Genomic DNA, 23,377 nt, shown 5'->3' with positions numbered 1-23,377 from the left:
TTCCTAATAGCATTCGACAAGAAAATTGCCCCCCTTTCACTGCGTGAGTGCAACCTTATTTTCTACGTTTACTGACTGCATTTGAGTTTCAAATTTCAAACGAGTGTCAAAACGCTCTATGCGACCATTATTCATGACCATAATATGGCTGACATTCGCGATTACATTTGATCGATGCGCTACGATAATTGATATTCCTCCGCGCGCGCGGATAGCTTTTATCGCGGCATCCAAAGCACGCTCACCTTCATGATCCAGGTTGCTATTGGGCTCATCCAAAACGACCAAAAAGGGATCACCGTAAAGCGCTCTGGCTAAAGCAATTCTTTGTCGTTGCCCCGCAGATAACCCATTTCCGTTAGGGCCGATGAGATGGTCATATCCGTTTGCAAGTCGTACTATCAGTTCATGGCAATCAGCAGCCCGTGCAGCTTTCAAAACAGCCTCCTTGTCGGATACCTCCTGAAAGCGGGCGATGTTCTGGGAAATCGTTCCTTCGAACAATTCTATTGTTTGTGGAACATAACCGACGATCTGGCCAACTTCATCGCAGGTCCATTGATCGAGGGTAGCGCCGTCAAGGCGAACGGAGCCTCTTGATAGCGGCCATATTCCACACAAGGCCCTGGCCAAAGAGGTTTTGCCCGATCCACTCCTGCCAACAACGGCAAGAGCATCGCCAGCAGCCAGTTTGAAACTGATATCATTCAGGCTGACATTCTGCGCTCCTGGGGGAAGCACTGTCAGGTTCTTTACTTCCAGATTATGACGAGGTGGCTCCAGGCCCATAGGTTCCTCACGATGCGGCAGTGCCCTAAAGACATCCCGAAGACGTATCATCGACACCCGCGCCGCGAGCATTCCCTTCCAGTTCGCTATCACCTGCTCCACGGGGGCAAGGGCCCGGGCAGTCAGGATCGAACCGGCAATGATAATTCCCGCCGTTGCCCTCCCTTCCATTACAAGGAATGCACCGAGAGCTAGTGTTGCCGATTGCAGGAACATTCGGAATGCTTTGGTCAAGCCCCCCAAAGTGCTGGAAATATATGAAAATCTGTCGCTTGCTTGGAGATAGGATGATTCCAGCATCGTCCATTGCCTGCGCCAAGCCGGAGCCATTCCCAGGGCTTTCAACGTCTCCGCATTCCGTCTTGTCGTTTCGGCCAAGCCCATTCGATTTGCCGAGGCGCGCAGAGCGCTTTCCGCCAACGGTGCGGTCATGTGATTATTGATAAGCATGAGCATGATCAACACACCCACACCGCACAGCGAAAGCAGCCCGATGCTCCAATGAAAGATGCTCAGCACAAGTAAGTAGACCAAGATCCACGGCAGATCGAGAATGGCCAGCGGCCCAGCGCCGGACAGATAGGACCGTATTGTATCCACGTCGCGTGCGATCTGGATACACTGCGGCATAGGACCACGGACCAGTTCATATTCGGAAATCACGCCCAACACGCGCGGGCCCACCGATTCCATGAAAAAAGATCCGATATGAACCATGATCCGGCCTCGTATTACATCGAGCACGGCCTGAAACGTATATGCCACGGTGACGAGTACGAGGAGGCTTATTAACGACGGAATACTTCCGCTTGGAAGTACATTGTCATAGACAAGCAGCATGAAGAACGATCCTGAAAGCAGCAATACGTTATATATGCTGCTAATGAACAGGGCCGGCAGCGTCGCGCGCCATAGAGGTGCGATGGCATCTTCGAGTTCGCTCGGAAGCTGGAAGAGGAAACTCATGTAAAGTGTCCTGGCCTCATTGCCGCGGAGTTTCGGAACAGGCTTCCCGTAAAGACGCCTCCAGCTCAAGGCAGAGCTTTTCAATACTCAGCATCTCTGTCGCCTGCTCCTCGATTGCGTCCTCTCTGGAACAATCTCGACCTCCATTAGGCCAGCAGGAGCGATAGAACGCCACCAGGGTTTGCTCAGAATTGGCGCATTCAATTCCTTCGCATCAACCTGTATCGTTCTATTGGGGGTTACACTTGGGTAAACTTACCTATACTCGCTATATCTGTATTCTTCCTTATTTCCTGACACCTATTCAGGCACAGGCGGAGACATTGGAGGAGGCACTCGTCAGCGCCTATCATAACAACCCTGATCTCGAAGGCGCCCGTGCCTTGGCGAAAGCGGCCGGCGAAGGTGTCGTGCGCGCCAAGGCGGCTTATGGCCCAACGCTCAATATCAGCGCGCAGCATCGATACGCCGATGCGCGTCTGCACGGCTATATCGCAAACTCCTACGAAGCCGGTTTCACGACTTCTGCGGAGCTAGCCCTGTCACAGCCCTTGTTCAGTTTCGGCCGCCTGGCAGCAGGTGTGGATGCATCCACGGCCGATAAAATGGCAAGTGAAGCCCGGATGGATGAAGTCGGGCAACAACTGATCGCCGATGTGGTCTCCGCATATGTAGCACTACAGCGCGATGTCGAACTTTATGGGGTGGCAGAAGAGATCCACGGCTTGTTGCTGCGCCAGCACGAGGCAACCACGTCTCGTTTTCGCTTGCGCGACGCCACTGCGCCCGATGTCGATCAGATAACGAACCGCCTGGAATTGGCCGCCGCGCGCCTAGTGTCCTCACGCGCCGATATCGATGCGAGCACCGCACGCTACGGAAACCTTGTGGGGCATGATCCAGACCGGCTGAGTGCATTGCCTCAGGCCCCGACTCTGCCGACACTGGAAACGCTCTACATCGATGCGGAAAACCACAATCCTTCACTTGCGATCTCAACGTTCGTCGAAGCAGGGTCTCGCGCTTCCGTGGCTGCCGCAAGATCGGAAATGCTGCCTCAAATCAACGCATTCGCAGCAGCCGTACGGGAGCCTATCGCCTCGGATCGGAATTCCCCCTGGAGGGAATCCGTTGTACTGGGGGCTCGTTTCAGCATGCCCCTCTACACCAACGGCCAGCTGTCGGCTTCCCTTCGAGCAGCAAGGGACCGCAACCTTGCCGATCAGAGGTTTCTCGAACAAACCCGGCGCGACGTACGCGAGAAGCTTGCCACGGACTGGGCGCGGCTCGCCGCAACCCTGGAGGCCTTGCCGCGTCTCGACGCCGCGGTTGAGGCTGCCGAGCATGCCGTCGAAGGCGTGAAGCAGCAGGAAACGGCAGGCATTCGCACCTTGCGAGACGTCCTGGACGTCACCAACGACCTCCTCGCAGCAAGGACGGCGATGGTCGAAGCGCGGGCGCAGGCATACATCCTTCGCGTTGCCGTTCTACGAGATGCAGGCCTTTTGAATCTGGATCTGTTTTCCGCCTCGGCCGAATGAGTCCACGCCCCCTCGCATCGGCGATCAGAAATGGAACTCCACCGGCACCACCAGTTCGATCCGTTCCCCTGCCATGTCCTCAGGAGGAGGCGGTAGAGGGGATGCTCGCCTGGGCAAGGCAACCGCCTCGCGATCGAGCAAGGCGAAGCCGGAACTCTGCACCAGTGAAACTTCGAGAACCACGCCCCGACGGTCCAATGTGAAACGGATCATGGTGACGCCCTGCTGACGGCGCGCGCGGGCAGAGGCCGGATAGGATTTCACCGCGTTGAGCCGCCCGAGGACGTGCGATTGCCAGTCTGCGGGCTTTTGCGAAGAAGCTGCCGAGGCGGAACGCTGGGGCGCCGGTCTTGCCGGCTGCGCCGCCTCTGCGGGTTCGGCGGAAGGAGGTCGGACGGGCCTGGAAGGCCCCGCGGCAAGGATGATCTTCGGCGCAACCGGCGCAGGTTCTGGCAGCGGCTGAGGCGATGCGGGCGCTTCATCGGCCTGAGGCATGTCGACCGGCTCTTCCGGCTCGGGAGCAGGCTCGACGTCTGGCGTTTCGGGCTGGGTGACGTCATAGACCGAAAGTGTCGGTACCGGAGCCACCTGAACCGTCGCCGGTTGCCACAGCCACAGGGCGACGATCACCGGGATCGACTGGATCAACGCCGTCAGACCCAATGAAACCGGCGACCATCGCCGCGGTCGGTACTCCCCTGCGCGCCGCAAGGCCTCCCCCGATTCCTCGGGAGAGGCCGCAGCTTCGCCGGGTATTCTCAATGCTACATTGGTTGCCATCGCAACATTCCTAGAAACGAGCGCGAACCGTGCCCGTCACGCGGCGCGGGGTGCCGAGATAGAGGTTGCTCTCGCTCTGCACGCCTTCGATGTAGAAGCGGTCGGTAAGGTTCTGCGCATTTACCGACAGCTCCCAATGCTCATCGATGGCGTAACGGATCGAAGCGTCGAACGTCTCGTAACCTTCGATCGTGAAGCTGTTGTCGAGATCGATCTGCCGCTTCGTCGCCACGCGCATGCCCCCGGCGACCGACAGTCCCTTGAGAGCGCCCTGCCCAACGGTATAGCTGGTCCAAAGACGTCCGCTCCATTTGGGAACGCCGGTCAGTTCATTGCCGATGGCAAACACGTTGTCGCGGGTGATCGCGGTATCGAGATAGCCGACATTGGCAATGATGTTCCAGCCCGGCAGGATTTCTCCGGTAAGATCGAATTCGACACCGCGTACCCGCTGTTCGCCGGTCAGGATCGAAAAATCGGAATCGGTGGGATCGTCGGTCGCGACATTCCGCTTGGTGATCTGGAACACGGCGCCGGTCAAAGTCAGGGCATCGGGAACCAGGTCAAGCTTTACGCCCACCTCGTATTGTTCGCCCTTTTCGGGGGCGAGCGGCGAGCGATCGATCAACTGCCCCTGCTGAGGAATGAAGCTGCGCGAATAGCTGGCATAGAGCGAGACGGCAGTGCTCGGTTGATAGACCAAGCCAGCCCGCCAGGTCAGAGCATCGTCGTCCGTGCGGGTCTCCTCCTCGTTGAAGATATCGTCGGTATGACTTTTCGCCCGATCATAGCGCAGCCCGACAAGCGCCTTCCACTTCTCGCCAAGGCTGATCTGATCCTGGATATAGAAACCCCAATTTCGCGCTTCACGGTCGTATCGGGCATTCTGGCGCGTCACCGGCACCGGCGTGGCACCATAGACCGGCTCATAGATATCGATGGAGCCGATATTGGCGCGGGCGGAATCGAAGGAGAATTCTCCGCGATTGTGCTCCGCGCCCAGCATGATGCGATGCTCGATCCCGCCGGTGAAGGCATCGACGAGGCCCTCGAAGCGCATGGTCAGTTCTTCCGGCGCTTCGGTGCGCGTCGTCACACGGCGGCGCAAGGTGCGATTGTCGTCCTCCAGCCCCTGCAGGTCGACGCCATTGCTGTCGAAGGATGTCGCATCGCTGTAGCGGCCGGTGAAGCGCAGCATAAGCCAAGGCGTTACCTGCCGCTGCGCGGCAAGCCCCAGGATCAGCTTGTCGGAGGTGTTAGTCGACCATTTTTCGGCGAGATAGCGACTGGCGTCATGGGGATAATTGCCGTTCTCGTCGGCATAGAGACCGCGATCGAAGGGCTGCTTGCTATCGAGATAGTCGGCGCTCAGATCGACCTGCGTCAGCGCATCGGGCTGCCAGCGCAGCGCCGCCCCGCCGAAAGCACGCTCACTGGCGCGGGCTTCGTCGCGGAAGCCCCCATCGGTCTGGATCGCGCCTGTCGCGCGGGCGGTCAGGGTGCCCGAAGCATTGAGCGGACCGCTGACGGAAATTTCGCCGCGATAGAAATCGAAGCTACCGCCCTGGAAGGAGGCATCGACACTGAACGCCTGGCTGGGTGCGCGGGTGACGATGTTTATCACGCCGCCCGGATCGGTAAGGCCGACCAGAACCGATGCCGGTCCTTTCAGGACTTCCACCCGCTCGACATTGGCAAGGTCGAGAAAGGCTTCGGGTCGTCCGGCCGGGCTGGTGATCGCAAAACCGTTGATGGCGTAGCGAGAGGCCACGAAACCACGGATATTGTAGGTTTCCGCGCGATTGCCGGCGGTGCCGTTCATCTGCACGCTCGACACGTTCTGTAGCACGTCGGTCAGGCGGACTGCGGCCTGATCTTCGATCACCGTGCGGGGAACGACCTGGATCGAGGCAGGAACGTCGCGAACCGCCGTATCGGTACGGGTAGCCGTGGCGCTGAGCGTCGCGCGATAGCCGGGGACCGGGCCGGTGGCGGTTTCAATCGGGGTCTGCGCCGAGGCTGCACCCGCAGCCCCCTGCACGCGCACCGGGCCGAGCTGCGTTGCATCGCCGCTTCCGTCGCTTGCCAGACGTTGCAGTCTCACCGTCTCATCGCCATTCGAACGCGCGGTCAATCCATTTCCGTCCAGCAGGCGGGACAGCGCTTCGGTGGGCGACATCGAACCCGAGATCGCAGCGGACGACCTGCCGGTGACATCGCTCGGTTCATAGGCGACCTGTACGGCAGACTGGCGCATGTACGATCTCAGCGCCGCTTCCAGGGGCTGCGCCGGGATGGAAAAATTCTGCCGATCGGTGCTCTGGGCGGCGGCGGCCACTGGAATCGTCAATGCCAGCGGCGCCACGCTACCGAGCAGAACGGCGACCAGAAAATTGCCGGATTTCGAAATCATTATTCCCCCGTATCGAAAGTCAGGTGCTTGATGCTGCGTGTCATTCGCAACGTTCATGCTCTTGACGCCTGAGGGAGCGGCACACCCAAGGGGACGGTGAAAATTAATCTTCCAGGGAGGCGGCGAGGAACGACCCTTCCTTCGGAAAGGCCGATGCGTGCGTGATGGTCGGCCCATGCATCGAGGGGAAAGCAGCGCCACGATGCTTCCGGTCGCAACAGAAAGGCCCTGCTCGCTAATTGCGACCAGGGCCTTTCTGCTTTGGATGCGACCTCACATCAATATGTGAGGTCAGAACGGAATGTCATCGTCCAGATCGTCGCCGAAGCCGCCGCTGCTGCTGGTGCGCCCCCAGTCGCTGCCGCCCGACGAACCGCCCGAAGACGAACCACCGCTGCGTCCCCAATCATCGCCGCCCGACGAGGCTGCCGACGAACCACCCGAGCGTCCGCCGCCGTAGCCGCCGCCCGAAGAGCCGCCTTCGTTCCAGCCCCCGCCGGAACCACCACGCGCACCGCCGCCGGAGCCGCCCTGGGCGCCGTCGAGCATGGTCAGCACGCCGCCGATGCCGCCCACCGAGACTTCGGTGGTGTAGCGGTCGTTACCGTTCTGGTCCTGCCACTTGCGCGTGCGCAGCTGGCCTTCGATGTAGATCTTCGAACCCTTGCGCAGGAACCGCTCGACCACGCCGACCAGGCCTTCGCTCTGGATCACGACGGAGTGCCACTCGGTGCGCTCCTTGCGCTCGCCGGTGGCGCGGTCCTTCCAGTTTTCCGAGGTGGCGATGCGCAGATTGGCAATGCGCCCGCCGTTCTGGAACGACTTCACTTCGGGATCGGCTCCGAGGTTGCCGATCAGAATGACCTTGTTGACGCTGCCTGCCATGAGGGAATCGCTTTCCTGTATAAATTCGGCGAACGGGGTAGCGAATGGGGCGCCCCCGCGCGAGTCTGCCTGAGCGGGTTTTCTACAACCCAGCCCCGACCGCGATCCAGTAAGTCACACCCGCCGCCACATAGGCAAGGCCGAACAGGTAGGCGAGCATGAAGACCGGCCACTTCCAGCCGTTGGTCTCGCGGCGGGTGACGGCAATGGTCGACATGCACTGCGGCGCGAAGACGAACCAGGCGAGGAACGCCAGCGCCATCGGCAGGGTCCAGCGGCCTTTCAGGCGGTCGCCCAGTTCCACGGCCTGCTGGTCCTCGTCGTCACCGGCATCGACGGCATACGTCGTCGCCAGCGAGGAGACCGCCACTTCGCGCGCGGCCATGGCCGGGATCAGCGCCAGCGCCATGTCGCGGTTGAAGCCGATCGGCTCGACCACCACGGCAAGGCCATTGGCGATCTTGCCCGCGATCGAGGCATCGACCTGGCTCTCGCCCGGTTTAGCCTGCGGGAAGTTGAGCAGCACCCAGAGCACCACGGTGACGGTAAAGATGATCGTGCCGGCGCGGCGCAGGAAGATCCAGGCGCGCTGCCACAGGCCGATCGCCATGTCCTTGAGCCGGGGCAACTGGTACTTCGGCATTTCCATGATGAAGCCCGAAGCCGCGCCCTTGGTGATCGAACTGCGCAGCAGCAGCGCCACCACCATGGCCCCGACGATGCCCGCCACATAAAGCGCGAAAAGCACCACGCCCTGAAGGCCGATACCCCAGCCGAGATCGGTGTTCGGAATGAAGGCGCCGATAATCACGGCATAGACCGGCAGGCGGGCCGAGCAGGTCATCAGCGGGGCGATCAGGATCGTCGTGAGCCGGTCCTTGGGGTCGGTGATCGATCGGGTCGCCATGATGCCGGGAATGGCACAGGCGAAGCTGGAGAGCAGCGGGATGAAGCTGCGGCCCGAAAGCCCGACATAGGCCATCAACCGATCCATCAGGAACGCCGCGCGGGCCATGTAGCCCGAGGCTTCCATCGCCAGGATGAAGGCGAAGAGGATGACGATCTGCGGCAGGAACACGATCACCGCACCGACGCCGGAGATCACGCCGTCGGTCAGCAGTCCGCGCAGCAAGCTGGGCGACATCGCCCCCATCACGGTATCGTGCAGGTACCCGACACTGGCATCCAGCGCATCGGCGAAAGGCGCCGCCCAGGTGAAAACCGCCTGGAACATCACGAAGAGGAAGGCGAAGAGGATGATCGGCCCGATCCACGGGTTCAGCAGAACCCGGTCGAGGCGCGCGTGCAGGCGGTGCTGCTTCGATTCCGAGAGGATCGTGGCATTGGCCATGGCATGGGCAGCGACGCGGCGCTCGGTCGGCCCGAGGTCGGTAAGGCCCGGTCCGGCATGGCGGCTTTCGGCGGACGCGATCGCCTCGCCCAGTTCGGCAAGGCCCCGGCGGCGCACGGCGACGGTCGGCACGACCTTCACGCCGAGTTCCTCTTCCAGCACGGCGGCATCGAGCACCAGCCCGTCACGCTCGGCCAGGTCGACCATGTTGAGCGCCACCACCGAAGGCTTACCCAGCGCCAGCAGTTCCTGCGCGAAAACGAGGTGCTGTTCGAGGTTGGAGGCATCGAGCACGATGACCAGAACGTCCGGCTCGGCTTCCCCGGCGAACTTTCCGGCGATGACCTTGGCGGTCACTTCCTCGTCCGGGCTGGTGGCGTCGAGACCATAGGCGCCGGGAAGGTCGGTCATTTCCACCGGCTCGCCGGTCGGCAGGACCATGCGGCCCGACTTGCGCTCCACGGTGACGCCCGGGTAGTTCGCGATCTTCTGGCGCGCGCCGGTCAGCGCATTGAACAGCGCGCTCTTGCCCGCATTGGGGTTGCCGACGAGGGCGATCTTGCGCTGGCGACTCATAGCGGCGAGACCTCCATCGCCAACGCATGGGCGCGGCGCACGGCGATGGTCATTCGGCCGATGGCGATGGCGATCGGGTCCCTGCCCCCCGCGACTCCGCGATGCGCCACGGAAACGGTCGCCCCCTCCTCCAGTCCGAGCGCGCGCAGGCGCTTGGCTTCTTCGGGAACGAGAGCATTCCAGTCCACTGCGACGATTCGAGCGCGCTGGTCGATGGGGAGCAGATCGAGAGTCATGCGGCTCCGCTGCCAGATCAGCGCAGCGATTGCAACTTGTTCGCAATAACTAACAAATCTGCCCTCGATCGGCCCGACCTCAGATCAACGCGCCGGATAACGCAGCCGACCCAGCAGCCGCACCAGGCTGATCCGCTCTTCCGGCGCGCGAAGGAACTGCGCCTTGGTCTTCTCGAAGCGGATGATCCCCTCGATCCGGCGGTCAAGGAAAGCGCGGGTCTCGGCCTTGTCCTCGCTCTTGTCGGAGGCGAAGACCCGCAGCGTGGCGGCGTAGATGCCGCCCAGGATCGTGCGCTTGGTATAGTGGTTGTAGTCGGTCGCGGTATCGCCCGCGAGGCGCCACATGGCATCGGCGCTGTGCCAGCCGAGCCGCAGCGAGGTGCGCAGGTTCTGCGGCATCGCCATGATCGTCAGCGCCCGGTTCAGCGCTTCCTCTCGGCCCGCGACGGCATCGAGCCGCGCCATCACCAGACGGCGGATACGCTCGCGGATGGACACGCCCGCCAGCGAAGCAGCCGGAGTGGTACGCTCCATCTGCTCGTCGACATGGCTGACCCAGGCGGCGATCATCGCCATCTGTCCGTCGCGGAATGCGAATTCTGCCAGCGCGGTATCGACTCCGGCCATCCCGGCAGCCTGACGCACCGCGTCCATCGTCCAGCCGTCGAATACGGCGGCATCGGCAATGGCGGGCGCAAGCTGGCGGCGCAGCGCCTCAAGAGTTTCTGGCTGTTCCATCATGGTTCTCAGAACGTCGGGCCGTAGATCGCCTTGGCCTTGCCCGCGTTCTTCTTGGCATATTCCTCGACGAGGTTGGCGAGCGAGCTGCCCCGTGCTTCCTGCGCCGCGTAATCGCGCGCGTTGCGGCCGGAATTGTCGGCGCGGTTGGGGTTGGCACCCGCTTCGAGCAGCGCCTTCACCATGTCGGTGTCCTTGCGATGGACCGCGAAGATCAGCGGCGTTTCACCGGCGTCGTTCGAAGTATCCGGGTTGGCCTTGCTTTCCAGCAGCGTCGTCACGCCCTCGCGCCAGCCCAGGCTGACGGCGACGGCCAGCGGGGTGCGGCCGCGATCGTCGGCGGCGTTGACGTTCGCGCCCTTGCCGATGAGGAAGCCCAGCCAGGTGGCGTCGCGGCGATTGGTGACGATCAGCAGCGCGGTCTCGCCGGTCGTCACGTCCTTCGCGTTCACGATCTGGCTGTTCTCGCTGAGCGCCTGCTCGACTTTCTCGCCTTCCTTTTTCTTCACCGATTCGAGGAACTTGTAGCCATCGGAGAAATCGGCGTGCGCGGGGGAAGCGAACAGCACGCCTGCCGCGAATGCGGCCAGCACGGCCCTGACAGGACCCGCTTTCAGGATTCCGCGCGAGCGCTGCGAGACGTTCCCGGACATGGTCTTCGACACCTTAAATACCTCCAGACAGACAGAGGGGCCGTGAAAACCGGCCTTCCCTTCCGGCATCGCACCCTTGCACCGCAGGCTCTAGCAGAGCATGAAGCGCGGCGCCATGACATACCTGCTGCGCCGCATTGCACCGATCGCACTCGCTCTTTCGTTGAGCGTGACACTAGCTGCCTGCCAGCAGAGCGCCACCGAAGCGCCGCCGCTGGAAGGCGCGCAGATCGGCGGGCCTTTCACCCTCAGCGACAAGGATGGCAAGACCGTCACCTGGGACACGTTCAAGGGCAAGTGGCGGATCGTCTACTTCGGCTATACCTTCTGCCCGGATGCCTGCCCGATGGACGTCCAGGCGATGATGCGCGGGTTCACCCTGTTCGAGAAGGCCCATGCCACCGAGGCCGCGAAAGTGCAGCCGATCTTCGTCACCATCGACCCCGAGCGCGACACCCGCGAGGTCGTCGGCGAATGGACCGCCGCCTTCGGCCCCCGCCTCTACGGCCTCACCGGCACCCCTGCGCAGATCAAGCAGGCGGCAGGCGCCTTCGCCGTGTATTACAAGAAGGGCGAATCGACTCCGGGCGGCTACCTGATGGACCACAGCCGCATTGCCTACCTGATGGACCCGGACGGCAAGCCGATCGCGATGCTGCCGGTCGACAAGGGACCGGAAGCGGTATCTGCCGAACTGGCGAAGTGGGTGAAGTGAACGCAGGCAAACCTTCCGGGACCAAGCCTTTCTGGGAACGCCCGATCGAGACGCTCAGCCGCGAAGAGTGGGAAGCGCTCTGCGACGGCTGCGGTCAGTGCTGCCTGCACAAGGTGGAAGATGCCGATACCGGCGAAATCTACCACACCAATGTCGCCTGCAAGCTGCTCAACCTCAAGACCGCCCAGTGCAGCGACTATCCGCATCGCCACAAGTTCGTGCCGGATTGCCTGAAGCTCACGCCCAAGTCGGCCGGCAACCTCGCCTGGCTGCCGCCGAGCTGCGCCTATCGCCTGCGCGCCGACGGCGATCCGCTGCCCGAATGGCACTACCTCGTTTGCGGAGACCGCGAGGCGGTGCACAAGGCGGGCATGTCGGTGGCGGGCAAGGCGATCAGCGAGACGGTGGCCGGTCCGCTCGAAAACCATATCGTCTGGCCCTATGGCGAGGATGAGGACGAATATCTGGAAGCCGAAGGCCCCGCGCCCTGGGAAGTCGAACGGGGTGAAATCGGGCGAGAGACCGACTGACCCGTGCTCGACTGGCTGCGCCGAGACCCTTCCGAAGAACCGATGATCGAACTGGCCGGGCGGCAGGTTCCAGTGGTGATCCGCCGGCTGGCCCAGGCCCGCCGCATGACCATGCGCCTTGCCCCGGACGGCAGCGAAATCCGCATCTCGGTCCCGCGCTGGACCCGCACCGAAGACGCGCTGGAATTCGCCCGCTCCAAACGATCCTGGCTGGCCATTCAGATCGAGGCCCTGCCCGAGGCGCGCCCGCTCTCGGATGGCGCCATGCTCGATTTCCGGGGCCACCGCTTCACGATCCGCCACGACAGCGCCCTGCCGCGCCGCCCGGTACCCGACGATGGCTTCCTGCTGGTCGGCGGGCCGGAAGGCTCGCTCTCCGCGCGGCTCAAGCGCTGGCTGGAAGGCGAGGCGCGCGAAGTGCTCGCCGTCGATCTTGCCGAATATTGCGCGCGCGCCGGACAGCAGATGCCCTCGCTTGCACTGTCAAGCGCCGCGCGGCGCTGGGGAAGCTGCGCCGCCGATGGCTCGATTCGCATCAACTGGCGGCTCATCATGGCGCCCGACCCGGTACGCCGCTCGGTGGTAGCGCACGAAGTCGCGCACCTCGTCCACTTCGACCACTCGCCCGCATTCCATGATTTCCTGGGCGAAATCTTCGAAGGGAGCGTCCCTTCCGCCAATCGCTGGCTGAAGGAAAATGGCCGGTCGCTCTATGTGCCGTTCGGCTAGCGTTCGCGCGCATTAGTCCCTACATAGCGCCACATGGCTCTGTTCAAGCGTTCTGGTTACTGGAAAGACGTAAATCCCGTCGGCATGATCGCGGATTTCCGCGCCGTGTGGAAACAAGCGGGCGGCAACCGCTGGCGCATCGCCGCGGTGTCCGGCGCCTGCACCTTCTCGGTCTTCTATCTCATGTCGACCCAGGAGGCGCGCGGGCCGCATCCGCCGCCGAAGATCACTTATATCTCGGTCCTTCCCGAACATCAGACGGACGCCGAAATCCTGGCCTCGAACATCGCAAACCAGAAGCGCAAGGAAGCCTGGGCCGCCGAACAGGCCAAGCGCGATAAGGAAGTGCGCGAGATCTACAAGACCATCGGCCGCTATTCGGGGATGGACGTGGACAAGATCGCCCGCGACGCCGAAATCGAGGAAGCCGCGCGCAAGAAGGCCGAGGCCGAGCGCATCGGCAAGCCGCGCCTGCCCGAAGGCCGCACCCTGCCGCAAGTCGATCAGGTTCCGACGCAGCAGTGATGGACGACGCCCGCTGGCTTGCCGCCGCCGCAGCCCTTGCCGCGCGCGCCCGGCCTGCGAGCAGCCCCAATCCCGGCGTCGGCGCAGTGCTCGTGAGGCATGGCAAAGTCGTCGCGCGGGGCTGGACACAGCCTGGCGGTCGCCCCCATGCCGAAGCCGTGGCGCTGGCCGCCGCCGGTGACCAAGCACGCGGCGCCACGCTCTATGTCACACTAGAACCCTGCGCCCACCAGTCGCCGCGCGGCCCCGCCTGCGCCGATCTCGTCTGCGCCTCCGGCGTCGCGCGGGTCGTGATCGGCTGCATGGACCCCGACCCGCGCACGTCTGGCGCCGGTCTCGACCGCATCCGCGCCGCCGGAATCGCAGCGGAATACCTGCCCTCGCCCGCCTGCGAGCGCAGCCTCTCCGGCTATCTCGTTTCCAAGCGCCTCGGCCGCCCGGAAGTGACGCTGAAGCTCGCGCTCTCGCTCGACGGGTGCATCGCCCTCGCCAGCGGCGAGAGCCAGTGGATCACCGGCCCGCAGGCCCGCGCCCATACACACGCCATGCGCGCAAAAGCCGATGCCATCCTCGTCGGCGGCGGCACCCTGCACGCCGACACGCCCCGCCTCGATGTGCGACTGCCCGGACTCGAAGCCCGCAGCCCCCAGCGCTGGGTTCTGACCCGAGGCGATGTCCCGCAAGGCTGGAACCGCCTCTCCTCGCCGCAAGCGATCACGGAGATGGAAGGCGTCCAGTACCTCTTCCTCGAAGGCGGCGCGGGTGCAGCTTCGGCGTTTCTGCGGGCAGGTCTGGTCGATCGCCTGCTGATCTACCGCGCCCCGATCCTCATCGGCGGTCGCCCCGCCCTCTCCGACTTCGGTCTCGCCAGCCTTCATCAGGCACACGGCCAATGGCGCCTCACCGAACGACGCCAGCTTGGCAGCGACACGCTGGAAGTCTACGAAACCGCCCATTCATCAGAGCAGCCGCTCGAAAGGTAGCCATGTTCACCGGAATCGTCACCGCCGTCGGCCAGATTCGCGAAGCCCGCCAGACCGGCGACTTGCGCGCCGTCATCACCTGCCCCTTCGATCCCGCCCATATCGCGATGGGCGCCTCGATCGCCTGCTCGGGCGTATGCCTGACGGTCGTGGACAAGGGCGGCGTGGCAGGCGATGCCTGGTTCGCGGTGGACATCTCCGCCGAATCCGTCTCGCGCACCGTCGCGAACCGCTGGGCAGAGGGTACACCGCTCAATCTGGAGCAGGCGCTCAAGCTGGGCGACGAACTGGGTGGGCACATCGTCACCGGCCATGTCGACGGTGTCGGCACCGTGGTCAGCATCACGCCGGAGGGCGATTCGCTGCGCTTCGTGATCGCCGCCCCGGCGCAGCTCGCTCCCTACCTCGCGCCCAAGGGCTCGATCACGGTGGACGGCGTCTCGCTGACCGTGAACGACGTGGCCGACCAGAGCGACGGCACCTGCCACTTCATGCTCAACATCATCCCCCACACCGCCGAAGTGACGACCATCGGCGCGCTCAAGGCCGGTGACGGGGTGAACCTCGAAATCGACGTGCTCGCCCGTTACCTGCAGCGGATGCAGTCGCTACGGGGATGAGGGCGAAGTCGGGAGTCCCGGCGACCCGCTCGGGACTCCCGTCTATTCGGCGACTTCCTCCACCGCGCGATAACGGTTCTGCGCCGCCAGCCTGATCCCGGCATTCGGCGCGCCATATCCGACATAAGTGCCGCCCCGCTCCACGAATTCGAAGAAGAACAGCTTGTCGAACGCCCGGCTGTAGAGCTGGCGATAGGCATTGCCCGCAATGTCCTCGTCATAGAGCATCCCGGCTTCTTCCATCCGCGCGGTAACGTGGCCATCGAAGCCGAAGCGGGCGACGAGATCGTCGTAGTAGTTCGCCGGAATGTCGAGCATCGCCGCCCCCCGCGCGCGAACCACCGAAGCCGTGGCCCGAAGGTCGTCGCTGGCAAGCGCAACGTGCTGGAAGCCGCCGCCCATGCCCTGCGCGAGGAAGCGCGAGGACAGCGTCTCGCGTGCGTCGGAGGCATTGAGGGTGAGACGGAAGCCCCCGTCCGGCGATTGTAGCGCCTGACTATGAACGAGACCCGAGGGATCGATCACATCGTTGGCGTCGCGCCCTTCGAGGCCGAACAGCGCACGCCAGTAGAGCTGCCAGGACAGGAACTCGTCGTTGTGGACCACGGCGGCGAGATGGTCGATCGAGCGTGCGCCGGCATCGTCGGTGAGATCCTCGACCGGCACCGCCTCGAATTCGCGCGCCCAGAGCGCTTCGGCGCCGTCGTCCTCGACGAGGTAGACGAGGCTGCCGCCGACGCCGCGCAGCGCGGGCATGGCCATGCGGCCGGGGCGGCCCTCGGGGCTATAGGCACGGATACCGAGCGCCGCGGCGCGCTCCATGACCGCGTCAGCGTTCTTCACCCGCACGCCGATCGCGCAGATCGAGGTGCCGTGGACGATGCGGTAGGACTTGGCGAAGCCCTTGGGTTCGGCATTGATGACGAGGTTGACGTTGCCCTGCCGCCAGCGCGTCACCTTCTTGGTGCGGTGCGTGCCGCCATGCACGAAACCGAGCGTGTGGAAGGTGTGACCGAGCCGCGCCACGTCCTCGCCGTTGGCGGTGAACTCGACGAATTCGGCACCGAGCGGCGGCTGCGGCGCGGGCATCGTGGTCGGCTGATCCAGCAGGCGCCGGGCGGCATCGCGGACATATTGGAGCGAGCGGTGCCCATCCTGCGCGACGAGGCGCGAGGAAATCGAACGGAACCGGTCGTTGAAGATTTCCAGCGAAAGCGGCCCGTCATAGCCGGTGCGCAGGATCTCGGCGACATAGCCCGGCAGGTCCAGTCCGCCCTGCCCCGGCAGGTTGCGGAAGTGGCGGCTCCAGTAGAGCAAGTCCATGTCGAGCAGCGGTGCGTCGGCGAGCTGGACGTAGACGATCTTGTCGCCCGGAATGTCACGGATGCTCTCGCAGGGGATGCGGCGCGAAAGCGAGTGGAAGCTGTCGAGGATGATACCGATGGCGGAGTGGTCGACTTCCTTGACGATCGACCAGACGTCGCGGTGATCGTTGACGTGACGGCCCCAGGCCAGCGCCTCGTAGCCTACGAGAATGCCGCGCGCGGCGGCGCGATCGCCCAGTTCGCGAAAATCGTCGACGATGCGCTGCCGTTCGCCCAGCGAATGAGGCGAGCAGTTGGAGCAGACCAGGATGCGGTCGGTGCCGAGTTCGCCCATCAGGTCGAACTTGCGCTCGGCACGGTCCATGGCGCGGGCACGCATCTCGCCCGGCATGCCTTCGAAATCGCGGAACGGCTGGTAGAGCGAGCAGTGAATGCCGAGGTCGTCCATCATCGCGCGCACTTCGCGCGGGCGCAGGGCCGAGCCGATCAGGTCGTTCTCGAAGATCTCGACACTGTCGAAGCCCGCGTCGGCCGCGGCTTTCAGCTTTTCTTCGAGCGTGCCGCGCAGCGAGACGGTGGCGATGGCGTTGGTGTCGGCCTTGGACATGGCGATCTTCCCGGAATTGTGATCCTTGCAATATCGCTCCGGAAGCGGCGCGATTGAAGCGGGATCGTTGCAGTCTCCCATGCCATCTTGTTATGGAATAGCCGCAAATCCGGTCTTTTCAGTATCGACGTCTGTGCGTGACAGTATGGCGCGAAGCTCGCTCCTCGCAGGTCACGAATGGGCCGCGTCGGGACAACCATGTCCGATGCGGTGGTTTACTCGCTGGCAAGATTTTTGCGGCAGGAGCATGAGATGGGAGGAACCTGCTCGTGCTTCCAAGGAGCGGCAGGGGAGCAGGAAACGGCATGCGCATAGCGACGATCACCAACTGGGCTTACGGGGCGACGGTCTGCCTGACGATCGCCGCCGGGGTTACCATGGTCATGGCCTCCAATGCCGACGGAGTGGAACGCGAGGCGGTCCGGCAGCGCGATCTGTTCGACCAGCTCGCCTTCGAGGTCGAGGCTGATGAAGCCCAGCTGACCGATCAGGCGCGTTTGGCAGCCGTCACCGGCGACCCCAGCCACGAGATTGCCTATAACCGCACGCTCACGGCGATCGGGCCGGTCGAGCAGCGCCTTGCGAGGCTCAAGGACAATGGCGCAAAGGAAGAGGAACTGCGCTCGCTCGAAGAAGGGCTGCGCTGGGCCGCGACCCTCCAGGACGAACAGAAGGCGGCCATCGCCGCGATCAAGGCGGGAGACGAGATCACTGCCCACAAGATCATTTTCGGCGCCGAATACGAGCGCGAACTGGAACGCGTGCACTTCCTGCTGGGCCGCTTCCGCTACATGCTCGACAACCGTTCCGACCGCGCGATCGAGGAAGCCAGCCGCGCCTCGCAGCGTCTGCGCACGGTTTCGGAATTCATGGTGGCGATCACCGCCGTGCTGTTCCTGTTCGTGCTCGGCTTCGTGCTCAAGCGCCGTATCCTGAAGCCGGTGGTCAAGCTGAGCGACGTGGTGAACCGGCTGGCCGACCAGGACTATGCGGTGGAGCCGCCGCAAATCTCGCAGATCGACGAGATCGGCGACATGGCCCACGCGATCCGCGTCTTCCGCGAGAACGGCATCGAGCGCCAGCGGCTGGAGCGCGAACGCGATGCCGACTGGCACGTCCGCGACCTGCTGGCGCGCATGACCCAGCGGTTGCAGGGCTGCGAGTCGGTAGCGGACCTGTTCGAAGTCGTGCGCCTCTTCGCCCCCAGAATCGCGCCGGAACTTGCCGGGCGGCTCTACACGCTCGACACCCGGCTGGGGATGATGGCCTGCGCGTCCGAATGGCAGTCGCCCCACGGCAGCGATGCGGCCTTCACCCCCGACGATTGCTGGGCGTTGCGGCGCGGTCAGTCACACATGCCCGGCGGCGATCTCGTGGACGTGCCTTGCAAACACGTCCCACCGGAGACCGCAGAGGCCACGGTCTGCGTGCCGCTTACCGCACAGGGCGAGACGATCGGCCTGCTGGTGCTGGAAAACGTAGCGGACGGGAACGACGCGGACCGGCGCGGGCCGAACGGCAACACCCAGGTCTATATCGAGCTGATGTCGGAAACGGTGGGGCTGGCGCTCGCCAATCTCAAGCTGCGCGACGCCCTCCATGAAAAGGCACTGTTCGACGCGCTGACGGGCCTGCGCAACCGGCATGAACTGGCCGATACCCTGCGCCGCAACGTCGCCCAGGCCGATGCCTCGAAGACGCCGCTGAGCTGCCTCATGGTGGATATCGACCACTTCAAGCAGCTCAACGACCGCCATGGCCATGATGCCGGGGACATGACGATCCGTTCGGTTGCCGGCGCTCTCGACAATGCGGTGCGCGAGGACGGCATCGCCTTCCGCTACGGCGGCGAGGAATTCCTGCTGCTCCTGCCCGGCTGCGACCGCGACCGGGCGCTCGACCGCGCCCGCCTGATCCAGGACCGCATCCTGGCGATGACGCTGGTGCATGACGGGGTGCCGCTCGGCCCGGTCTCGGTCTCGATCGGCGTTGCGACATATCCGGACCACGGCCCAGCACATGCGCTGATTGCCACGGCGGACGCAGCCCTGCTGCGCGCCAAGGATGAAGGCCGCAACCGCATCGTGCTGGCAGGGGAGAGCAAGGAAACAACGCCCTCTGCCGCAACCGGCTGAACACCGGGGATTGCTTCGCCGCGTAGTGCCCCTAAGATTTGCGAACGATTCGCAAATAAGGTTTGGCAATGAGACAGGCAGAAGCGGCGGAAGCCCGAATTCACAGGGTTTCCGACTGGAACGGCTCTACCGGCGACAACTGGGTCTCGAACCAGATGCGACTCGATGCGATGCTGGAAGTCTTCGGCACCGAAGCGCTTGCCGCCGCCGCTCCGGCAGTGGGCGAACAGGTGATCGACATCGGCTGCGGCGCGGGCGCGACCAGCTTCGCGCTCGCCCGCAAGGTCGGCCCCGGCGGGCGGGTACTCGGCGTCGACATCTCGCAGGCCTTGCTGGACCGAGCACGCCGGATCGCGCCAGCCGATACCTCCATCTCCTTCGAACGGGCCGATGCGGGCGAGGCGCTGCTGCCGCAGACCGCCTTCGACCTGCTGTTCTCCCGTTTCGGCGTGATGTTCTTCGACGACCCCGCCCGCGCTTTCACGCATATGCGCGGCGCCCTGAAGCCAGGCGGACGGCTCGCCTTCGTCTGCTGGCGCGGAGCGGCGGAGAACGACTGGGTGCGCCTGCCGATGGGCGCGATCGCGGATCTGGTTCCCACTCCGCCGGCACCCGATCCGGAAGCGCCCGGTCCGTTCTCCTTCGGCGACGCAGACCGCATCGAACGCATCCTCGGCCAGGCGGGCTTTGCCGATGTGACGGTCCTGCCCTTCGACCACGACATTCCTTTCGGCCGCGGCGAGAACCGCGAGGCCGCGCTGGACGATGCCGTGGCCATGGCCTTCGCAGTCGGCCCGCTGTCCCGCGCGCTGGCCGACCGATCGCAGGACTTGCGCGAACGTGCCGCCTCGGCCGTGCGTCAGGCTTTCGCGCAGCGCCCCGGCGAGACCTCGGTAATGATCGACGGCGCGGCCTGGATCGTCACCGCGCGCAATCCTACGGGTTGACCAGCCCTAAACCGAGACCGCGCTCGCCACTCGGCCCGCCTCACCGAACACGCGCAGATAGCGCTGGATTTCGTCCGGCCTGCCGGTCGCCTTGGCCGGGTTGTCCGAGAGCTTCACCGCCGGACGCCCGTTCGCCGATACGACCTTGCAGACCAGCGAAATCGGGTCGAGGTCCGCCGTCTCGAACGGCGCGCAGCCACGGAAGTCGTTGGTGAGGTTGGTGCCCCAGCCGAAGCTCATGCGCACGCGGCCGTGGAAGTGGCGATAGGTCGCCTCGATGCTGTCGATGTCCATACCGTCGGAGAAGATCAGCAGCTTGCTCTTCGGATCGCGGCCCTTTTCCTGCCACCAGCGAATGATCTGCTCCCCGCCCTCGATCGGCGGGGCACTGTCGGGGCGGAAGCCGGTCCAGTCCGCCACCCAGTCGGGCGCGCGTTCGAGGAACGAGGCCGTACCGAAGGCATCGGGCAGCGCCACCCTCAGATTGCCGCCGTAGTGATCGCTCCAGTCCTTGAGCACGCGGTAGGGCGCCTGCCGCAGTTCCTCGTCGCTGTCCGCCAGCGCCGCCAGCACCATCGGCAGTTCGTGGGCATTGGTGCCGATGGCCTCGAGATCGGCATCCATCGCCAGCAGGACATTGGAGGAGCCGATGAAGCGGCTGCCCAGCCCCTCCTTCAGCGCCTCCACGCACCAGCGCTGCCAGAGGAAACCATGCCGCCGCCGCGTGCCGAAATCCGAAAGGACGAGATCGGGAAGCTGGGCGAGCCGCTCCACCTTCTCCCAGAGCTTGGCCTTGGCGCGGGCATAGAGCACGTCGAGCGCAAACCGGCCGCGATCCTTCATCGCCGCGCGCGAACGCAGTTCGTTGACGATGGCCAGCGCGGGAATCTCCCACATCATCGTATGGGTCCACGGGCCTTCGAAGCGCAGTTCGTACTGGCCCTCGACCTTGCGCAATTCGTATTCGGGCAGGCGAAAATCGGCGAGCCAGGCGATGAAATCCGGACTGAACATCTGCGCCTTGCCGTAGAAGCTGTTGCCCGCCAGCCAGATCAGCTCCTTCTTGCCGAAGCGCAGCGTGCGCGCATGGTCGAGCTGGGCGCGCAGTTCCGCCTCGTCGATCACTTCCGCCAGTCGTACCGACTTCGTGCGATTTATCAGCTCGAAAGTCGCCTGCACATCCGGATAGAGATGCCGGACCATCTGCAACATCAGCAGCTTGTAGAAGTCCGTATCGAGCAGGCTGCGCACGATCGGATCGAGCCGCCAGTTGTGATTGTAGGTGCGGGTTGCAATATCCGTATAGACCATGAGCCAGTCTTAGCACGCCGCGGAAAAAGTCAGTTTCGGACCGTTTGAGCGCCTGATTTTGATTAGGTTTAGCGCCAACGGGGTGGTGTCATCGGTATCTGTTGACTGCCGCGCTTGCCAGGACCCTTCTTTCTGCGGATTTCGGGCACAGTTATGCTGCCACCAGCAGCTTTGGTAGCCTGATGAGATTGTAAGCCGCAGCGGTCAATGTGAAGTTCCACCCCACGCGGGCTTGCCCTCGATGTCGGGTCTTGCGCAGGTTTCCGCTGGTCTTGGCCCAGCCAAAGACCTCTTCGATCCGTTTCCTGATCCGCTGAGAAACCGCGTAACCAGGGTGGCGGGTGGTGCGCCCATCAATGGCGGAGCGCCTGCCATTGACGTTCTGTGCCACGTGCGGGGTAACTCCGATCTCGCGCAACGCGGCGACGAAGTGGACGGTATCGTAGGCTTTGTCTGCCGCCAGCGTGATGCGATGACGCCCCTTCATACGGCTAAGCATGGTCAGCGCGGCCTCCCGTTCGGCCGTGCCCGTGGCATGGGTGAGCGTTGCATCCACAACCAGACCGTGCCGGTTTTCCATGAGGACATGGGCCATGTGGCACAGCTTCGCGGCCTGACCGCGTGCCTTCTTGAATAGCCGGGCATCAGGATCGGTGGTTGAGGCGTGGGTGAGGTTGCTCCACTTCTCGCCATGGAAATCGCGCTCAGCATTGCGCCCCTTGGCCTTGGCGTGACCGTTTTGTCCGGTACCCGAAGCGCTGTCGTCGTCGTCACCGTCCGAGGCGGTGTCATCCTTGGGCCTGAAGCTCTTTATGCTCGCCCAGGCTTCGATCAGCGTACCGTCCACCGAGAAGTGGTCGTCTGACAGCAGCGCCTGCACGCGCGATTGCCCTACGATCGCGGACAGAAACTTGGCGGCGATATCGCCGCCAAGCAGCCTCTCGCGGTTCTTGGTGAAGACCGTCACATCCCAGATCGGCGCATCCATCGCCAGCCCTACGAACCAGCGGAAAAGCAGATTGTAATCCATCTGCTCCATCAGCTGGCGTTCCGAGCGGATCGTATAGAAGGCCTGCAGCAGCAGCGCACGCAGCAGCTTCTCGGGCGGGATCGACGGCCGGCCAATACGCGAGTACATCGCGTCGAAATCCCCCGACATCACCTCAAACGCCTCGTCGACAATTGCACGGATTGCCCGCAGCGGATGATCCGCCGGTACCCGAGCTTCGCAGCTCACGTAAGAAAACAGCCCTTCGCTCCGGTGATCGCCGCCGCGCATCTTCAATCCTTCAACCTCGGTCGAGGCGACTTGAATCACCTCAACGGCCTCAAGGGAAGTTCCTTTTTCCGCGACCTGTTAGGACGATATGCGCCAATGACAAACCTTCCCGCGATCGAACTTTCGGCAACTCCGCTTCCGGTTTCCGGCGGGAAGCGCTTCGTCATCGTCGTCGACATGCAGGGTGACTTCGTGCACGCCTCCGGCGCCCTGCCGGTTCCGGACGCCGAAGCGATCGTTGCGCCGATGCAGGACTGGCTTGCCGCGCTTACCCCGGAAACCACGGCGGGCGTGCTGCTCACGTTCGACACCCATGTTCCCGAAGTCTACGCCGGGTCGCCCGAAAGCGCGCAGTTCCCGATCCACTGCGTCCACGGCACGCCGGGCTGGGAGAGTGTGCTCGACGCGGGTGCCATCGCGGCCTCGATCCCAGTCTACACGCTGGACAAGGGGGTGTTCGACATGTGGGCCGAGCCGGGCCTCTCGCTGAAACCGCTAGGGGAAGAAAGTGGAGAGATAGACCGAGAGGCCTTCTTCGCAAGCCTCGCCGCGGAGGGTCTTTGCGATGTTACCGTGGTCGGCGTTGCCGCGGACTTCTGCGTGAAATGGGCGATAGAGGGACTGCTGGCACGCGGATTCCGTGTGGAGTTGCCTGCCTCGCTGACGCGCGGGATCGGCATGGAGGCCGCCGCCGTGGTCGCGCTGCTGCGCGGCCAAGAACGCTCGGTGCCTGCCGGATAGCG

The 23,377-nt window shown here is 63.9% G+C and carries 21 protein-coding genes; 10 read left to right on the top strand and 11 right to left on the bottom strand.

Going from position 1 to position 23,377, the window contains the following annotated elements; translation table 11 throughout:
- Positions 1-36: 36 nt before the first annotated feature.
- On the bottom strand, positions 37-1,755 hold the full coding sequence (locus ACZ1II_RS04375) for a type I secretion system permease/ATPase (RefSeq protein WP_465143201.1): 1,719 nt from the start codon (positions 1,753-1,755) through the stop codon (positions 37-39).
- A gap of 245 nt (positions 1,756-2,000) precedes the next feature.
- On the opposite strand from ACZ1II_RS04375, the gene ACZ1II_RS04370 reads away from it, so the two are divergent.
- A complete protein-coding gene (locus tag ACZ1II_RS04370) occupies positions 2,001-3,296 on the top strand; it encodes a TolC family protein (RefSeq protein ID WP_465143200.1) in 1,296 nt (431 codons plus the stop codon).
- Positions 3,297-3,320: 24 nt separating this feature from the next.
- Here ACZ1II_RS04370 and ACZ1II_RS04365 read toward each other — a convergent pair whose 3' ends face one another.
- From ACZ1II_RS04365 to ACZ1II_RS04335, 7 genes are all read right to left on the bottom strand, one after another.
- The gene (locus ACZ1II_RS04365) at positions 3,321-4,076 is read right to left on the bottom strand and encodes a TonB family protein (protein WP_465143199.1); all 756 of its coding nucleotides are present in this window, start codon (positions 4,074-4,076) and stop codon (positions 3,321-3,323) included.
- Positions 4,077-4,086: 10 nt separating this feature from the next.
- Complete coding sequence (locus ACZ1II_RS04360; protein ID WP_465143198.1) at positions 4,087-6,489, bottom strand: TonB-dependent siderophore receptor; 2,403 nt, start codon at positions 6,487-6,489, stop codon at positions 4,087-4,089.
- A 291-nt stretch (positions 6,490-6,780) separates the two neighbouring features.
- On the bottom strand, positions 6,781-7,374 hold the full coding sequence (ssb, locus tag ACZ1II_RS04355) for a single-stranded DNA-binding protein (RefSeq protein ID WP_465143197.1): 594 nt from the start codon (positions 7,372-7,374) through the stop codon (positions 6,781-6,783).
- 82 nt (positions 7,375-7,456) lie between these two features.
- Positions 7,457-9,301: a ferrous iron transporter B gene (gene feoB / locus ACZ1II_RS04350; protein ID WP_465143196.1), complete on the bottom strand. Its 1,845-nt coding sequence runs from the start codon at positions 9,299-9,301 to the stop codon at positions 7,457-7,459.
- Positions 9,298-9,537: a FeoA family protein gene (locus ACZ1II_RS04345; protein WP_465143195.1), complete on the bottom strand. Its 240-nt coding sequence runs from the start codon at positions 9,535-9,537 to the stop codon at positions 9,298-9,300. The genes feoB and ACZ1II_RS04345 overlap by 4 nt, the downstream gene beginning before the upstream one ends.
- An 84-nt stretch (positions 9,538-9,621) precedes the next feature.
- Positions 9,622-10,275 (bottom strand): COQ9 family protein, encoded by a 654-nt coding sequence (locus ACZ1II_RS04340; RefSeq protein ID WP_465143194.1) that lies wholly within the window; start codon positions 10,273-10,275, stop codon positions 9,622-9,624.
- A gap of 8 nt (positions 10,276-10,283) precedes the next feature.
- Positions 10,284-10,928, bottom strand: a complete 645-nt coding sequence (locus ACZ1II_RS04335; protein ID WP_465144526.1) for an ankyrin repeat domain-containing protein — start codon at positions 10,926-10,928, stop codon at positions 10,284-10,286.
- Positions 10,929-11,028: 100 nt separating this feature from the next.
- Here ACZ1II_RS04335 and ACZ1II_RS04330 point away from each other — a divergent pair, with 100 nt between their 5' ends.
- The 6 genes from ACZ1II_RS04330 to ACZ1II_RS04305 are packed head-to-tail and all read left to right on the top strand — an operon-like array spanning position 11,029 to position 15,030.
- A complete protein-coding gene (locus ACZ1II_RS04330; protein WP_465143193.1) occupies positions 11,029-11,643 on the top strand; it encodes an SCO family protein in 615 nt (204 codons plus the stop codon).
- Positions 11,631-12,173, top strand: a complete 543-nt coding sequence (locus ACZ1II_RS04325; protein ID WP_465143192.1) for a YcgN family cysteine cluster protein — start codon at positions 11,631-11,633, stop codon at positions 12,171-12,173. Before ACZ1II_RS04330 ends, ACZ1II_RS04325 begins: the two co-directional genes overlap by 13 nt.
- 42 nt (positions 12,174-12,215) lie before the next feature.
- Complete coding sequence (locus ACZ1II_RS04320) at positions 12,216-12,902, top strand: M48 family metallopeptidase (RefSeq protein ID WP_465143191.1); 687 nt, start codon at positions 12,216-12,218, stop codon at positions 12,900-12,902.
- A 33-nt stretch (positions 12,903-12,935) separates the two neighbouring features.
- Positions 12,936-13,427 carry a hypothetical protein gene (locus tag ACZ1II_RS04315; RefSeq protein WP_465143190.1) on the top strand — a complete coding sequence of 164 codons (492 nt, stop codon included), beginning with the start codon at positions 12,936-12,938 and terminating at the stop codon, positions 13,425-13,427.
- Positions 13,427-14,410 carry a bifunctional diaminohydroxyphosphoribosylaminopyrimidine deaminase/5-amino-6-(5-phosphoribosylamino)uracil reductase RibD gene (gene ribD / locus ACZ1II_RS04310; RefSeq protein ID WP_465143189.1) on the top strand — a complete coding sequence of 328 codons (984 nt, stop codon included), beginning with the start codon at positions 13,427-13,429 and terminating at the stop codon, positions 14,408-14,410. Before ACZ1II_RS04315 ends, ribD begins: the two co-directional genes overlap by 1 nt.
- Before the next feature lie 2 nt (positions 14,411-14,412).
- Positions 14,413-15,030, top strand: a complete 618-nt coding sequence (locus ACZ1II_RS04305) for a riboflavin synthase (RefSeq protein ID WP_465143188.1) — start codon at positions 14,413-14,415, stop codon at positions 15,028-15,030.
- A gap of 42 nt (positions 15,031-15,072) precedes the next feature.
- On the opposite strand, the gene ACZ1II_RS04300 is transcribed toward ACZ1II_RS04305, so the two are convergent.
- Positions 15,073-16,962 (bottom strand): bifunctional sugar phosphate isomerase/epimerase/4-hydroxyphenylpyruvate dioxygenase family protein, encoded by a 1,890-nt coding sequence (locus ACZ1II_RS04300; RefSeq protein WP_465143187.1) that lies wholly within the window; start codon positions 16,960-16,962, stop codon positions 15,073-15,075.
- 305 nt (positions 16,963-17,267) lie between these two features.
- Between ACZ1II_RS04300 and ACZ1II_RS04295 the strand changes: the two genes are divergently transcribed.
- The gene (locus tag ACZ1II_RS04295) at positions 17,268-19,097 is read left to right on the top strand and encodes a sensor domain-containing diguanylate cyclase (RefSeq protein WP_465143186.1); all 1,830 of its coding nucleotides are present in this window, start codon (positions 17,268-17,270) and stop codon (positions 19,095-19,097) included.
- Between the two features lie 68 nt (positions 19,098-19,165).
- Positions 19,166-20,044 carry a class I SAM-dependent methyltransferase gene (locus ACZ1II_RS04290; protein ID WP_465143185.1) on the top strand — a complete coding sequence of 293 codons (879 nt, stop codon included), beginning with the start codon at positions 19,166-19,168 and terminating at the stop codon, positions 20,042-20,044.
- Between the two features lie 6 nt (positions 20,045-20,050).
- Here ACZ1II_RS04290 and pncB read toward each other — a convergent pair whose 3' ends face one another.
- Together pncB and ACZ1II_RS04280 are read right to left on the bottom strand one after the other, a co-directional pair.
- Positions 20,051-21,355, bottom strand: coding sequence for a nicotinate phosphoribosyltransferase (pncB, locus tag ACZ1II_RS04285; protein WP_465143184.1), 1,305 nt, complete (start codon positions 21,353-21,355; stop codon positions 20,051-20,053).
- A 151-nt stretch (positions 21,356-21,506) separates the two neighbouring features.
- Complete coding sequence (locus ACZ1II_RS04280) at positions 21,507-22,634, bottom strand: IS5 family transposase (protein ID WP_465144525.1); 1,128 nt, start codon at positions 22,632-22,634, stop codon at positions 21,507-21,509.
- Between the two features lie 96 nt (positions 22,635-22,730).
- Here ACZ1II_RS04280 and ACZ1II_RS04275 point away from each other — a divergent pair, with 96 nt between their 5' ends.
- Positions 22,731-23,375 carry a cysteine hydrolase family protein gene (locus ACZ1II_RS04275; protein WP_465143183.1) on the top strand — a complete coding sequence of 215 codons (645 nt, stop codon included), beginning with the start codon at positions 22,731-22,733 and terminating at the stop codon, positions 23,373-23,375.
- The last annotated feature ends 2 nt before the right edge of the window (positions 23,376-23,377 follow it).

The sequence above is a fragment of the Novosphingobium sp. BL-S-20 genome (assembly GCF_055521635.1).
This window is presented reverse-complemented; position numbering and strand designations above follow the sequence as displayed.

Excerpts from the sequence above, each read along its gene's own strand:
- ACZ1II_RS04375 (WP_465143201.1), bottom strand. The coding sequence starts at position 1,755 with ATGAGTTTCCTCTTCCAGCTTCCGAGCGAACTCGAAGATGCCATCGCA.
- ACZ1II_RS04365 (WP_465143199.1), bottom strand. The coding sequence starts at position 4,076 with ATGGCAACCAATGTAGCATTGAGAATACCCGGCGAAGCTGCGGCCTCT.
- ACZ1II_RS04360 (WP_465143198.1), bottom strand. The coding sequence starts at position 6,489 with ATGATTTCGAAATCCGGCAATTTTCTGGTCGCCGTTCTGCTCGGTAGC.
- ssb (WP_465143197.1), bottom strand. The coding sequence starts at position 7,374 with ATGGCAGGCAGCGTCAACAAGGTCATTCTGATCGGCAACCTCGGAGCC.
- feoB (WP_465143196.1), bottom strand. The coding sequence starts at position 9,301 with ATGAGTCGCCAGCGCAAGATCGCCCTCGTCGGCAACCCCAATGCGGGC.
- ACZ1II_RS04345 (WP_465143195.1), bottom strand. The coding sequence starts at position 9,537 with ATGACTCTCGATCTGCTCCCCATCGACCAGCGCGCTCGAATCGTCGCA.
- ACZ1II_RS04340 (WP_465143194.1), bottom strand. The coding sequence starts at position 10,275 with ATGGAACAGCCAGAAACTCTTGAGGCGCTGCGCCGCCAGCTTGCGCCC.
- ACZ1II_RS04335 (WP_465144526.1), bottom strand. The coding sequence starts at position 10,928 with ATGTCCGGGAACGTCTCGCAGCGCTCGCGCGGAATCCTGAAAGCGGGT.
- ACZ1II_RS04330 (WP_465143193.1), top strand. The coding sequence starts at position 11,029 with ATGAAGCGCGGCGCCATGACATACCTGCTGCGCCGCATTGCACCGATC.
- ACZ1II_RS04320 (WP_465143191.1), top strand. The coding sequence starts at position 12,216 with ATGATCGAACTGGCCGGGCGGCAGGTTCCAGTGGTGATCCGCCGGCTG.
- ACZ1II_RS04315 (WP_465143190.1), top strand. The coding sequence starts at position 12,936 with ATGGCTCTGTTCAAGCGTTCTGGTTACTGGAAAGACGTAAATCCCGTC.
- ribD (WP_465143189.1), top strand. The coding sequence starts at position 13,427 with ATGGACGACGCCCGCTGGCTTGCCGCCGCCGCAGCCCTTGCCGCGCGC.
- ACZ1II_RS04305 (WP_465143188.1), top strand. The coding sequence starts at position 14,413 with ATGTTCACCGGAATCGTCACCGCCGTCGGCCAGATTCGCGAAGCCCGC.
- ACZ1II_RS04300 (WP_465143187.1), bottom strand. The coding sequence starts at position 16,962 with ATGTCCAAGGCCGACACCAACGCCATCGCCACCGTCTCGCTGCGCGGC.
- ACZ1II_RS04295 (WP_465143186.1), top strand. The coding sequence starts at position 17,268 with ATGCGCATAGCGACGATCACCAACTGGGCTTACGGGGCGACGGTCTGC.
- ACZ1II_RS04290 (WP_465143185.1), top strand. The coding sequence starts at position 19,166 with ATGAGACAGGCAGAAGCGGCGGAAGCCCGAATTCACAGGGTTTCCGAC.
- pncB (WP_465143184.1), bottom strand. The coding sequence starts at position 21,355 with ATGGTCTATACGGATATTGCAACCCGCACCTACAATCACAACTGGCGG.
- ACZ1II_RS04280 (WP_465144525.1), bottom strand. The coding sequence starts at position 22,634 with ATGCGCGGCGGCGATCACCGGAGCGAAGGGCTGTTTTCTTACGTGAGC.
- ACZ1II_RS04275 (WP_465143183.1), top strand. The coding sequence starts at position 22,731 with ATGACAAACCTTCCCGCGATCGAACTTTCGGCAACTCCGCTTCCGGTT.